The sequence below is a fragment of the Roseomonas gilardii subsp. gilardii genome (assembly GCF_023078375.1).
Lineage (GTDB): Bacteria > Pseudomonadota > Alphaproteobacteria > Acetobacterales > Acetobacteraceae > Roseomonas > Roseomonas gilardii.
Map to the genome: position 1 here is coordinate 601,877 of NZ_CP095554.1, position 13,124 is coordinate 615,000.

The window sequence follows — 13,124 nt, forward strand, 5'->3', positions numbered from 1 at the left end:
ATATCCCATGAGGAATAGCGAAGCGGAGACTCCCCATGCGTCGTCGGCTTTTCGCCTCGGCCCTCGCCCTCTGCCTCGCGGCGGGGCTGCCCGGTGCGATGGCGCAGGAGGCCGGGGGCCCCACGGTCTTTGCCGCCGCCAGCCTGACGGACGCCATGCGCGCCCTGGGCGAGGCCTGGAAGGCCAAGGGGCATCCGGCGCCCCGCTTCTCCTTCGCCGCTTCCTCCGCCCTGGCGCGCCAGATGGAGCAGGGGGCACCCGCTGACATCTTCGCCTCCGCCGACGAGCCCTGGATGGATTACGTCCAGCAGCGTGGGCTGATCGTGGACGGCACGCGGGTCAGCCCCCTGGCCAATGCCCTGGTGCTGATCGCCCCCGCCGACAGGCCGGCGCCGAAGGTGACGCTGACGCGGGACACGGACCTCGCCGCCCTGTTCGGCGCCGATGGGCGGATCGCGACGGGCGACCCCTCCAACGTGCCGGTGGGCAAGTACGCCCAGGCGGCGCTGAGCTGGATGGGGCAGTGGGACAAGCTCTCGCCGCGCCTGGCGCGGGCGGACAATGTGCGCTCCGCCCTGCTGCTGGTGGAGCGTGGCGAGGCGCCGCTCGGCATCGTCTATTCCACCGATGCCGCGATCTCGAAGGGCGTGCGGGTCGTGGCCACCTTCCCGGCGGAAAGCCACCCGCCGATCACCTATCCCTTCGCCCTGGCGAAGCGGGCCGAGGAGGATGCCCAGGCGCGGGATTTCCTGGCCTTCATCACCGGCCCCGAAGCCGCGCCGGTCTATCAGCGCTTCGGCTTCGCCCTGCGTCAGCCATAGGGCATGATCCCGCCCGCCTGAAGGAAGCCGACCACCCCTTGCCCGCCCGATTCCGCCCGAAGGAGCATGGCCGGACGGCCGGGTTCCGCCACACGGCGGCCTGCCCCCCGGCATGACCTGGCCCGGCACCCCCGCCGGCTGGCTGTCGCCCGAGGAATGGCAGGCCGTGCGCCTCAGCCTCGAAGTGGCGCTGCGCTCGGTGGTGTTCGGCCTGCCTCCGGCGGTGCTGGTCGCCTGGCTGCTGGCGCGGCACCGCTTTCCGGGGCGTGCCCTGCTGGACGCCTTCGTCCACCTGCCGCTGGTGATGCCCCCCGTCGTGGTGGGCTGGCTGCTTCTGGTCACCTTCGGCATCCGCGGCCCGGTGGGGTCGCTGCTGAACGACTGGTTCGGCATCCGGCTGGTCTTCACCACCGCCGGCGCCTCGCTCGCCACCGCCACCATGTCCTTCCCGCTGATCGTGCGCGCGGTGCGCCTCAGCCTGGATTCCGTCGATCCGGGGCTGGAGGCGGCGGCGCGCACGCTCGGCGCCGGGCCTCTGGACCGCTTCGTGACGCTGACCCTGCCGCTGATCTCGCCCGGCATCCTGTCCGGCGCCATCACCGCCTTCGCCGCCGGGCTGGGCGAGTTCGGTGCGGTGATCACCTTCGCCTCCAACATTCCGGGCCGGACCCAGACCCTGCCGCTGGCGATCTATGCCGCCACCCAGACCCCGGGGGGAGGCAACGGCGGCCAAGCTGGCGGCGGTCTCCTTCGTCCTGGCCGTGCTGGGGCTGCTGCTGGCGGAATTCGCCGGGCGGCGGATGCAGGTCCTGCTCGGCCGGGTGCCGCGCTGATGCCGCGCCCATCCCGGCGGCGCGGCTGATGCTGGAGGTCCGCCTCCGCCACCGCTTTCCGGCGCCCTCCCCGGACCTGCCCGGCTTCGCCATCGATGCCGGCTTCGCCTCCCCCACCCCGGGCGTCACGGCGGCCTTCGGCCCCTCGGGCTGCGGCAAGTCCACCCTGCTCGCCGCGGTGGCCGGGCTGCTGCGGCCGCAGGAGGGGCGGATCGCGCTGGATGGCGCGGTGCTGTTCGACAGCGCGGCGCGGCGCATGCTGCCGCCGGAACAGCGGCGCTGCGGCGTGGTCTTCCAGGATTCGCGGCTCTTCCCGCATCTCTCGGTGGAGACCAACCTGCGCTACGGGCTGCGCCGGGCGCCGCGCGGCGCGGCGGGGCCGGGCTTCGAGGAGGTGGTGGCGCTGCTCGGCATCGGCCATCTGCTGCGCCGCCGCCCCGCCGCCCTGTCCGGGGGCGAGAGGCAGCGTGTCGCCCTGGGGCGGGCCCTGTTGTCGCGCCCCCGGCTGCTGCTGATGGACGAGCCCCTGGCCGCGCTGGATGCGGCCCGCAAGGCCGAGGTCCTGCCCTTCCTGACGCAGTTGCGCGACCGGCTCAGCATCCCCCTGCTCTACGTCACCCATGCGATGGAGGAGGTGGACCAGCTGGCGGACCGGCTGGTGCTGATGGAGGCGGGGCGCGTGCTCGCCGAGGGCAGTGTGGAGGAGCTTTCCGCCCGCACCGACCTGCCGCTTCTCGCCGGGCGGCGGGATGCGGGCGTGCTGCTCGCCGGCACGGTGCGGGAGCGGGCGGCGGGGGAAGGGCTGGCCAGGCTGGGCTTCGAGGGTGGCGAGCTCCTGCTGCCATCGCTGCCGGACGCACCGGGCACGCGGCTGCGCGTGCGGGTGCGGGCGCGGGACGTGTCCGTCGCCACCGAGGCACCGCGCGGGATCTCCGTGCGCAACGTGCTGCCCGTGCTGCTGGAGGCCATAGAGCCGGGCACGGGGGAGGAGGTGATGCTGCGCCTTCGCCTGGGTGCCGGTGGCGTGCTCCTGTCCCGCATCACCGCCGAGGCGGCGCGCCGCCTGGAGCTGCGCCCGGGGCAGCCGCTCTGGGCCCTGGTGAAATCGGTCGCCCTCAGCCAGGGTGGCACGGCCCGCGAGGAAGAACCGGGCTGACCCGCCAGGGCGAGGAGCGCGCCACCCTGGCTGAGGGCGACCGCCCCCGCCGGGCGGGAAAGGGTTTCGGGAGATGGCATTGGCAGGCAGCAAGGCGGCGTCGCGCCACCAGCGGATCCTCGCGCTGATCGGGCAGCGCGGCTACGTGTCCAACGAGGAGCTGGCGCGGGAATTCGATGTCACCGTGCAGACGGTGCGGCGCGACGTGAACGCCCTGGCCGAGGAAGGCCGGGTCGCCCGCCATCATGGCGGCGCCGGCCTCGCCTCCTCCACCCAGAACATCGCCTATGCCGAGCGGCAGGTGCTCAACCCGCAGGCCAAGGAGGCGATCGCCCGGCAGGCGGCGGCGGAGATTCCCGACCGTTCCTCCCTCTTCATCAATATCGGCACCACCACCGAGGCCCTGGCCCGCGCCCTGCTGGGGCACCGGGAGCTGCGCGTCATCACCAACAACCTGAACGTGGCGGCGCTGCTGTCCAGCCGCACGGATTTTTCCGTCGTGGTCACCGGCGGCACGGTGCGCAACCGCGATGGCGGCATCGTCGGCCAGACGGTGAGCGACATGATCGCCGAGTTCCGGGTGGATTTCGGCATCCTCGGCATCAGCGGCATCGACGAGGACGGGACGCTGCTGGACTTCGACCATGACGAGATCCGGGCCGCCCGCGCCATCCTGCGCCATTCGCGGCAGAGCTTCCTGCTGGCCGACCACACCAAGTTCGCCCGCCGTCCCATGGTGCGGCTCGGTTCCATCACCGAGGTCTCGGCCCTCTTCACCGACCAGCCGCCGCCCCGCGCCATCCAGGCGCTGCTGCGGGAACACGGGGTCGCCTGCCATGTGGCAGGCCGCCCCCATGCGGAGGCCAACGGGGCACCGCAGGGGTAGGCGCCGCTTCCGTGGCCAGCCCCGGGCTGAGGCTCCGCCTCCCCCGGTCCCCCTCCGCTGGGGGGATGGTATCCCCCCAGGCCCCGCCTTGAGTTGGCCCTGGATGGTCAGGTCAGTCTGCCGCCCGATCCCTGGGAACGGGTGGATCAGCGGGGCTCCCGAAAAGAAAAACACAATCTCCGTGCTGGTGGCGCCTGCAGCCGCCGGAGAGCATGGCTCTCCGGCGCGATCCGGCCACAGCGAGCGCCAACGAACCGGGTCCAGGGCCCGCAGGGTCCTGGTGGATGGGGGGCCAAAGGGGAAAACATGGGGGAAGGCGAAGCCTTGCCCCCAAAGAACGCCCGATCAGTCCTCCAGCATCATCGGGCAGGCTGGCTGCCCTGCCACCGTGGCGACAGCCGCCGCCAGGGTGAAGAGGCGCCGCTCGTCGAAGTAGCGCCCGACGAGCTGGGCCGCGAGGGGCAGGCCGCCGACGGAAAGCCCGGTCATCACCGCCAGGGCCGGATGGCCTGTGACGTTGAAGGGCGTGCGCGCCTGCCGGGCATAGGTGCGGGCGATCTCCGCGGGGTCGTCGATCCGCGCCGCCGGGTCCATGGAACTGGCGCAGAGCAGAACATCCACCTCGCGGAACGCCTCCTCCACCGCCGCGATCATGCGATGGCGGGCACGCTGGGCGCGGCCGAGATCCTCCGCCGTGACGAAGGCACCGGTCAGCAGCGAGGAACGGGTGAGCTGCGCGTAGTCGCCCGGCCGCTCCCGCAGCCAGCGCGCATGGATGGCGAAAGCCTCGGCATGCAGGATGACACGGTTCACCGCCGCGAACTCGTTCAGCGATGGCAGGGTGACGTCGCACACCCGCATGCCCAGGGCGCCCAGCCATTCCGCCGCCCGCTCCAGCCCCGCCGCCATCTCCGGATCGGCGGGCATGTCGCGCTCGTGGAAATGCCGCACGAAGCCGACGCGCAGCCCTTTCAGGCTGCCGGCGGGGCCGGGACGATACTCCGCCGCCGGCGGCACGGCGCTGCCGGGGTCCTTCGGATCGTGGCCGGCGATAGCCTCCAGCAGCAGCGCGGCATCCTCGGCGCTGCGGGCCATGGGACCGATATGGTCGAGCGTGAAGGCGAGCGGGAAGACCCCGGCGCGCGAGACCAGCCCATAGGTCGGCTTCAGCCCGGTGATGCCGCACTGGCTGGCGGGGTTGCGCACCGAGCCGCCGGTATCGGTGCCGAGCGCCAGCGGAAAGAGCCCCGCCGCCAGTCCGGCGCCGGAACCGGAGGAGGAGCCGCCCGGATGGTGGTCCGAGTTCCAGGGGTTGCGCGCCGCCGGGAAGGGCAGGTCGTGGCAGGGGCCGCCGATGGCGAATTCATGCGTGGACAGCTTGCCCAGGATGATGGCGCCCGCCGCACGCAGCCTGGACACGACAGTGGCATCCCGCGCCGCGATGTTGTCGAGCAGGATCTTCGAGTGGCAGGTGGTGGGCAGGCCGGCGACGTCGATGATGTCCTTGATGCCGACGGGCACGCCGTGCAGCGGGCCGCGCTTGCGGCCGGAGGCGATCTCGCGTTCCGCCTGCGCCGCGGCCTCCAGCGCCGCCTCGGCGTCGAGGCGGATGAAGGCATGGATCTGCGGGTCAGCCGGCCGGCTCGGTCCAGGAGGTGACGGACCAGCACCGTGGGGGTCAGCGCCCCGGCCTCATAGGCCGCGGCGATCGCGGCGGTGCCGAGCCGGTGCGGGGCGTGCTGCGCGTCGCTCACGGGCGCGGCCTCACCTGCATGGGTGGCCAGGGTTCCGCCGCCGGGTCGGGATCGGGCGGCAGCTTGCCGCGCGCATCGGCGGCACGCTTCGCGGCGTCCAGGACATCGTCGCGATGCCCGGCCAGGGCTTTCTCCAGGCCCATGCTCCGGGCCAGGGATTCGATCAGGGAATCGTCCATGGCAGACAGACTGGCATATGCCGTGCCAGCCTGCCTGCCCCGGAGAGGCGGTCTATTCCGCCGGCCGGATCTCCTGGCTCACCGGAACCGGCGCCATGGCCGTGAAGACGCCGTCCCGCCGCACCAGCGCATGGAACAGCGCCGCCGCCAGATGGATGAGGATCAGCGCGAAGAAGGCGAGCGCCAGCCAGGTATGGGCGCTCCTGAGCAGCGCATGCAGGCTGTCGCTCGGCGGCAGGATCGGCGGCAGCGTCACGCCCCCGAACAGCACCACCGGATAGCTGGCAGCGGAGAGCATGCCCCAGCCGATCAGCGGCATGGCGATCATCAGTGCATAGAGCGCCACATGCGACAGCTGGGCCGCCAGCTTCATCGGCTCCGGCAGATCGGCGGGCAGGGGCGGCGAGCCCTTGCGCCAGCGGAGGAGCAGGCGGAGCAGCGCCAGCACCAGGATGGCGATGCCGAGCGGCTTGTGGATGGAGACGAGGGTCAGATAGCGCGGCGTGATGGTGGAGACCATGCCGATGCCGATGAAGAGCATCGCCAGGATGCAGACCGCCATGACCCAGTGCAGCAGGCGCTGCAATGGCGAGAAGGCCTTCGGCGTGGGGGGAGCGGCGGGAACGATCCGGTGGATGGAAGCGCTCATGGGCGGGTTCCTGCCGTCTGACGGGGGTATTCCTTCGCCTCCGCCGTGCGCCGGTCATAGGACACGGCATAGGCGGCGGAGCGCGCGGCGGGGAAAGGGTCCTCGGAGGTGCCGATCCCGGCCGGAAGGACCGTGGGATCGAAGTTGATGTCGCGGCAGGGGCCGTCCGCCTCGTCCTCGATCCTCTGCACGACCAGGGTGCCGACCGTGACGCTCTGGCGATCCGCCGGCCAGGCCTTGCTGGGATCGGCGACCGGGTCGCCCGGGTTGGCGACGGTCACCACCATGTCCCAGCGTACCGGGCCCTGCGCCACGCGCTGGCGGATCTCCTGCTCCAGGACGTCCGGGCCGCGCCTGGCGAGGTCCTCGGGCGCCACCGGCACCGGCCGCGCCTCCGGCCGCAACGACCAGCGCACGGCGCGTGCCCTGCCCGAGGCATCGGTGAAGGTGAAGGCGTTCAGGCTGTTATAGGTTTCCTCGGCATAGCTGGCGGTCCAGGGAGCACTCCTGGCCCAGGCGCCGAAATTCGCGATCTCCGGATGCGCGGCGGCGAAGGCCGGCATGGCCTGCGGGTCCTTGCTCGCCTGCGCCTGCAACAGGTCGTAGAAGGCCCGCGGCGTCGCCACAGGGAAGAAAGGCGGGTCGATCATGGCGCTGCGCCAGACCTGTCCATCCGGTGCGGTGATCTGCAACCCCAGGCCGCGCACGCGCGCCGCCGCATCCTGTGCCTTCGGGTCCGGCGTGGCGAGGTTGAAGCGGCCGAGCGCGGCGGAGCTGCCCTTGGCGAAGACACTGGCCTTCGACAGGGCCGTGCCGGCCCCGTTCGATTCGAAGCGCCCGGTGAAGCAGATGCCCTTGGCATGGTTGCGCCGGTGCCCGAGGGCCGGGCCACCAGGGGGCGCCAGGGCATCCACCACCTTTTCAGGCGTTACGCGCCCGGGGGAGAGCCATCCGGCGGTATAGGCAAAGGCGGCGGCACTGCCGCCCACGACGACCGCGATGGCGATCAGCGGGGCCAGAACAGGGCGCGGCGGGGGAACGGGTTGCGGCATGCAGATCCATCCTGCGGCCGGCGGGGGCCGGGCTTCGTGCGGAGCCCGGTTGAACTGGGGCGGAACCGTCCGTCCGACACCCCACCGCGACATCGGTCCGCGCAGGTTTTCCCATCCGGAGGGGATTGGGAACGCAACATTCCGGTGAAGGGCGGCCCCCTCCTCCGCGATCGGGGCGCTCAGGCCGAAAGGCCGACCCGGCCCCGCCGCTGCGTGCGCAGCACCTCCTCGATCCAGCGGTCGAGACGCATGGTCTCACCCTCGGCCTCGGCACGGTTGGGATAGGCCTCGGGGAAGCGCAGGGAGAGCCAGCGCCAGGCGACGAGGCGCTTGTGGACCTTCTCGGCACGCTCCAGCTCGTCGCGCTGGGCCCGCTCCGGCGCCGGCAGGCGGCCCGCCATGGGCGGCGTGACCAAGCGGCCCGCACCATGATCCACGGCCCAGCGCGCCAGCCGGACGATGCCGTTGTCGCGCTGATCCACCGGGCAGAGGGCATAGGTCCAGCGTTGCGTCAGGGAGAGGCCCTGCACGCCGTCCACCGCCGTGGCGATGGCCATCTGCTGGCTGAGATCGGCCAGCCGGTAGTTCGGGTCGTCCCGCCGCAGCACGGCGCGGCGGATGCGGGCCAGCACGCCGAAGAGGCTGTCCGAGCCGATCTCCGCCGCCACGGCGGACACGATATCGGAATCCGGCTGCACCTGGGGGCGCAGGTCCTCCGGCAGGTCCGGCGGGGCATCCAGCAGGCGGCGGATCTGCTCCGGCGTGCCGCCCCCGGCCAGGACGGATACGATGCCTTCCTCGAAGCGCCCGAAGCGCCCGGCGCGGCCGCCGATCTGCTTCACCTCCTGGGCATTGAGGTCGCGTCGCGCCTCGCCATCGAATTTCCGCAGGGTGGAGAAGATGATCCGGCGGATGGGCAGGTTGAGGCCCATGCCGATGGCATCCGTGGCCACCAGGATATCGGCCTCTCCATTGCGGAAGCGGGCAGCCTCGGCCCGGCGGACCTCCGGGCTGAGGGCGCCGTAGACCACGGCAACACGGCGGCCGCGCCGCACCAGCTCGGCGCGCAGGTCCAGCACGTCACGGCGGGAGAAGGCCACCAGCGCGTCGCCGGGGCGCAGGTCGCCGAAATTCACCGGCGCGCGGGCGGCCCGCAGCGGGCTCTTGCGCTGGAGCGAGATCTCCTCGACCGGATCGTCGCAGAGCGCGGCGATGCGCTTGACCATCGGCACGCAATCCGGCGCGCCGAGCACGAGGACATGCCGGGCCGGGGCACCCATGATCGCGGCCGTCCAGGCGGCCCCGCGGTCGCGGTCCTGGAGGAGCTGCGCCTCATCCACCACGGCCACATCGGTCGGATTGTGGAAGGGGCACATCTCCACCGTGGCGGCGAGGTGGCGGCTGCCCTCCACGGGCATGCGCTCCTCCCCTGTGGAGAGGGAGGCGGCGATGCCACGGCCGGCCAGAGCCTCACGGAACTCGTGCGCCAGGAGGCGGAGCGGCGCCAGGGCCATGCCGCTTTCCGCCTCGGAGAGGCGGTCCAGCGCCAGATGGCTCTTGCCGGAATTGGTTGGGCCGGTGACCAGGGTGATCCGCCGGTTCAGGGCCCGCGCCGTGCGGAAATGCGCCGCGAAACGGTCCAGCGCGGCAACACGGGCCACGGCTGCGTTGAGGCCCTTGCCGCCGATCAGGGCCGGAGCGGCGGGGCGGCCGGGGCGGGGCTGTTCCGCTTCCCGCCAGAGGGCGGTCTCGCCGCGGAGCGCCGCGACCTCTGCCGGATCGAACTCCCAGCGCTCCCCCTTGCGGGACGGCACGCGGCGGGCGACCGGGATCAGGCCGGTGCCGGCCCAGCGTGTGGCCTCGCGCAGCGAGGCGTCGAGCAGGCGCGCGACCTCCTCGATGCCGACAAGGCTCTTTTCCCATTCGCGCAGCCGGCCGACTTCGGCCCGGCGGCGTTCGCGGGCGAGCTTCTCCGCCTCGCGCTGCTGCGCGCGGCGGGTCTGTTCCGCGGCGCTGACACGGCCGACGAAGTCGCGGAGGGCAGGGCGGTCGAGGGCAAAGGCCTCGGCCACGGCCTGGGCGAGGAGAGCCTGGCGTTCGGGGTTCAGTTGGGTGCCGGACACATCGCTGAGCTCGGACAGCACCGCCTCCATCGTCCCTTCCGGGGTGGGGGCAAGGTTCCGCAAGCGTTCCCGCACCACGCTGTCGAGTTGCGAGAGAAGCTGCTCGTCCGTTGGCTCAGGCGTTTCGATCGCAGCGACGGCTTTCGTCGCGTCACTCCTCTGCACCCAGACCTGGCCAGCGCGGTTGGCGAGATCCAGCAGGCGGGAGGCCCAACGGCGGCGCCGCACCTCGCAGAGAGCGAGGCGCACCGTGTCGCTATCGGCAGGCAGGCGGCGGATAACGAGGCGGAGAAGCTGCGGCAGTTCGCGGCTATCAACGGCATAGCCGGCCGCCTCGATGGCGGCTTCGGCCGGATTGCCGGGGGAAAGAGCGGTCATGGAACACATTGTCTTACGCCCGCGCAGGCGGGTCTGGAATACGTCTACCCCCCCGGTTTATGGCTTGGGGGGTGTTTATGCAGGGTGATTGTGTGGGGATTTGGATGCGGGGACAGGATTTGAACCTGTGACCTTCAGGTTATGAGCCTGACGAGCTACCGGGCTGCTCCACCCCGCGTTGGGATCTGAGTGTGCTGAACTGGTCGTAAGTTGTGATTGGGTTCCCATCGGGCGGCCTGGCGGCGACCGACTCTCCCGCGTCTTGAGACGCAGTACCATGGGCGCTGAGGCGTTTCACGGCCGAGTTCGGGATGGGATCGGGTGTGGCAGCCTCGCTAGGGCCACCAGGCCACCGGATGGGAACCGGGTGTAGTGTGTACGACCAGATGCTGGGGTGATGGGGGGATCTGGGGCAGGCTGCTGTTGTGGCGTGCGGGCTGCTCTGAGGGGGCGTGTTGGGTGGGTGTGTGAGTGTGTGTGGTGAGCGGGTGCGCTTTGGTGCTGCGCGCGGTGTCCCCTTGTTGAGGGGGGCTGCGGTGTGGGGGAGATGGAGTTCGATCGGGCGATTAGGATCGCTCGGCTGCATGCATTGCTGCACTTCCACCTGCGACCTATCGACGTGGTGGTCTTCCACGGCCCTTGGGGAGACCTGGTTTTGAGGCTGGTTTCCCGCTTAGATGCCTTCAGCGGTTATCCGTTCCGCACTTAGCTACCCGGCGATGCGGCTGGCGCCACAACCGGTGCACCAGAGGTGCGTCCATCCCGGTCCTCTCGTACTAGGGACAGATCCTCGCAAGTCTCCAACACCCATGGCAGATAGGGACCGAACTGTCTCACGACGTTCTAAACCCAGCTCACGTACCGCTTTAATCGGCGAACAGCCGAACCCTTGGGACCTGCTCCAGCCCCGGGATGCGATGAGCCGACATCGAGGTGCCAAACCTCCCCGTCGATGTGGACTCTTGGGGGAGATCAGCCTGTTATCCCTAGAGTACCTTTTATCCGTTGAGCGATGGCCCTTCCACGCGGGACCACCGGATCACTAAGGCCGACTTTCGTCTCTGCTCGCGCTGTCGCGCTCGCAGTCAGGCGGGCTTATGCCTTTGCACTCAACAGCCGATGTCCGACCGGCCTGAGCCCACCATCGCGCGCCTCCGTTACACTTTGGGAGGCGACCGCCCCAGTCAAACTGCCCACCACGCAGGGTCCTGGCCCGGGCTGACCGGGCTCAGTGAGATGCCAGAAAGAAACAGGGTGGTATTTCAAGGTTGCCTCCACCTGAGCTGGCGCCCGGGTTTCGATGGCTCCCACCTATCCTACACAGTTCCTTCCTGGCACCACTGCGAAGCTGCAGTAAAGGTTCATAGGGTCTTTCCGTCTGACCACGGGTACCCCGCATCTTCACGGGGAATTCAATTTCGCTGAGTCCATGCTGGAGACAGTGGGGAAGTCGTTACACCATTCGTGCAGGTCGGAACTTACCCGACAAGGAATTGCTACCTTAGGACCGTTATAGTTACGGCCGCCGTTTACCGGGGCTTCGGTTCGATGCTTGCACATCTCCCCTTGACCTTCCGGCACCGGGCAGGTGTCAGACCCTATACGTCATCTCTCGATTTCGCAGAGCCCTGTGTTTTTACTAAACAGTCGCTACCCCCTGGTCTGTGCCACCCGCCTCTGGTTGCCCAGCGGCGGGTCTCGCTTATCCCGAAGTTACGCGAGTAATTTGCCTAGTTCCTTCAGCATGGTTCTCTCAAGCGCCTCGGTATTCTCAACCAGTCCACCTGTGTCGGTTTCGGGTACGGTCTTATCGACAGCGCTATTTCCTGGGCTGCTCCAGCCGCCATCCCAATCCGATAAGGGATGACGGAATTTCGCAGCCGTCACGTCTGTCAGGCCCAGGACTATTCACCTGGTTCCCATCGACTACGGCTTTCGCCCTCGCCTTAGGGGCCGGCTCACCCTGCGCGGATTGACCTTGCGCAGGAACCCTTGGACTTTCGGCGACAGGGGTTCTCACCCTGTTTATCGCTACTCATGTCCGCATTCGCACTTCCGATACCTCCAGCAGCCCTCACGGGTCTGCCTTCGCAGGCCTACGGAACGCTCCGCTACCACGCATGCTTGCGCATGCATCCACAGCTTCGGCACGTGGCTTGAGCCCCGTTACATTTTCGCCGCAAGACAGCTATTAGACCAGTGAGCTATTACGCTTTCTTTAAAGGATGGCTGCTTCTAAGCCAACCTCCTGGTTGTTTTGGCCGTCTCACATGCTTTCCCACTTAGCCACGATTTGGGGGCCTTAGCTGGTGGTCTGGGCTGTTTCCCTCTCGACAATGGACCTTAGCACCCACTGTCTGTCTGCCGTCCTGTACTCTTCGGCATTCGGAGTTCGGTAGGGTTTGGTAGGGCTTTGGGCCCCCCTAGCCCTTCCGGTGCTCTACCTCCGAAGGTAATCGGACGACGATCTACCTCAATAGATTTCGCGGAGAACCAGCTATTTCCGAGTTTGATTGGCCTTTCACCCCTAGCCACAGCTCATCCCCGACTTTTTCAACAGGCGTGGGTTCGGTCCTCCAGTGGGTGTTACCCCACCTTCAACCTGGCCATGGCTAGATCACTCGGTTTCGGGTCTTCTGCCGGCAACTCAAGCGCCCTTATCAGACTCGCTTTCGCTGCGCCTACACCTCTCGGCTTAAGCTTGCTGCCAACAGAAACTCGCGGACCCATTATACAAAAGGTACGCCGTCACACCTCAAGGGTGCTCCGACTGCTTGTAGGCGCTCGGTTTCAGGTCTCTTTCACTCCCCTCGTCGGGGTGCTTTTCACCTTTCCCTCACGGTACTTGTGCACTATCGGTCGCCAAGGAGTATTTAGGCTTGGAGGGTGGTCCCCCCACGTTCAGACAGGGTTTCACGTGCCCCGCCCTACTCGAGGATTGCCTGAGACACTACGCCTACGGGGCTATCACCCGCTCTGGCCGGCCTTTCGAGACCGTTCGGCTTCTTCTCACACAATCACTGGCCTGCTCCGCTTTCGCTCGCCACTACTCGCGGAATCTCTGTTGATGTCTTTTCCTCCGGGTACTGAGATGTTTCAGTTCCCCGGGTTCGCCTCCTGCCCCTATGGATTCAGGACAGGATCTCCCATGCGGGAGGGGTTTCCCCATTCGGACATCCGCGGATCAACGATCGCTCGCATCTCCCCGCGGCTTTTCGCAGCGTGCCACGTCCTTCATCGCCTCTTGGCGCCAAGGCATCCACCGAACGCCCTTTTGTCACTCTATCTCTCCC

The 13,124-nt window shown here is 69.0% G+C and carries 9 protein-coding genes, 1 tRNA gene and 2 rRNA genes; 4 read left to right on the forward strand and 8 right to left on the reverse strand.

What is annotated here, in order from left to right; all coding sequences use genetic code 11:
* Window positions 1-35: 35 nt before the first annotated feature.
* The 4 genes from modA (at window position 36) to MVG78_RS02865 (ending at window position 3,696) form a co-directional block, all read left to right on the forward strand.
* Window positions 36-821: a molybdate ABC transporter substrate-binding protein gene (gene modA, locus MVG78_RS02850; RefSeq protein WP_247558035.1), complete on the forward strand. Its 786-nt coding sequence runs from the start codon at window positions 36-38 to the stop codon at window positions 819-821.
* Between the two features lie 112 nt (window positions 822-933).
* A complete protein-coding gene (gene modB / locus MVG78_RS02855) occupies window positions 934-1,683 on the forward strand; it encodes a molybdate ABC transporter permease subunit (protein ID WP_428480735.1) in 750 nt (249 codons plus the stop codon).
* Window positions 1,683-2,810, forward strand: a complete 1,128-nt coding sequence (gene modC / locus MVG78_RS02860; RefSeq protein WP_247558037.1) for a molybdenum ABC transporter ATP-binding protein — start codon at window positions 1,683-1,685, stop codon at window positions 2,808-2,810. Before modB ends, modC begins: the two co-directional genes overlap by 1 nt.
* Window positions 2,811-2,889: 79 nt before the next feature.
* Complete coding sequence (locus MVG78_RS02865) at window positions 2,890-3,696, forward strand: DeoR/GlpR family DNA-binding transcription regulator (RefSeq protein ID WP_247558039.1); 807 nt, start codon at window positions 2,890-2,892, stop codon at window positions 3,694-3,696.
* A gap of 345 nt (window positions 3,697-4,041) precedes the next feature.
* Here MVG78_RS02865 and MVG78_RS02870 read toward each other — a convergent pair whose 3' ends face one another.
* The 8 genes from MVG78_RS02870 to MVG78_RS02905 all read right to left on the reverse strand — a co-directional run bounded on the left by MVG78_RS02870 (window position 4,042) and on the right by MVG78_RS02905 (window position 13,117).
* Window positions 4,042-5,319, reverse strand: a complete 1,278-nt coding sequence (locus tag MVG78_RS02870) for an amidase (protein ID WP_345892870.1) — start codon at window positions 5,317-5,319, stop codon at window positions 4,042-4,044.
* A gap of 127 nt (window positions 5,320-5,446) precedes the next feature.
* Window positions 5,447-5,629, reverse strand: coding sequence for a hypothetical protein (locus MVG78_RS02875; RefSeq protein ID WP_247558041.1), 183 nt, complete (start codon window positions 5,627-5,629; stop codon window positions 5,447-5,449).
* 52 nt (window positions 5,630-5,681) lie between these two features.
* Window positions 5,682-6,278, reverse strand: coding sequence for a cytochrome b (locus MVG78_RS02880; RefSeq protein WP_247558042.1), 597 nt, complete (start codon window positions 6,276-6,278; stop codon window positions 5,682-5,684).
* Window positions 6,275-7,330 carry a catalase family peroxidase gene (locus MVG78_RS02885; RefSeq protein ID WP_247558044.1) on the reverse strand — a complete coding sequence of 352 codons (1,056 nt, stop codon included), beginning with the start codon at window positions 7,328-7,330 and terminating at the stop codon, window positions 6,275-6,277. Before MVG78_RS02885 ends, MVG78_RS02880 begins: the two co-directional genes overlap by 4 nt.
* A gap of 179 nt (window positions 7,331-7,509) precedes the next feature.
* Window positions 7,510-9,831, reverse strand: coding sequence for a helicase-related protein (locus MVG78_RS02890; protein ID WP_247558046.1), 2,322 nt, complete (start codon window positions 9,829-9,831; stop codon window positions 7,510-7,512).
* A 101-nt stretch (window positions 9,832-9,932) separates the two neighbouring features.
* Window positions 9,933-10,009: transfer RNA gene (locus tag MVG78_RS02895), tRNA-Met, on the reverse strand.
* 56 nt (window positions 10,010-10,065) lie between these two features.
* Window positions 10,066-10,180, reverse strand: a 5S ribosomal RNA gene (gene rrf, locus MVG78_RS02900).
* A gap of 196 nt (window positions 10,181-10,376) precedes the next feature.
* Window positions 10,377-13,117 (reverse strand): 23S ribosomal RNA (locus MVG78_RS02905).
* Window positions 13,118-13,124: the final 7 nt, after the last annotated feature.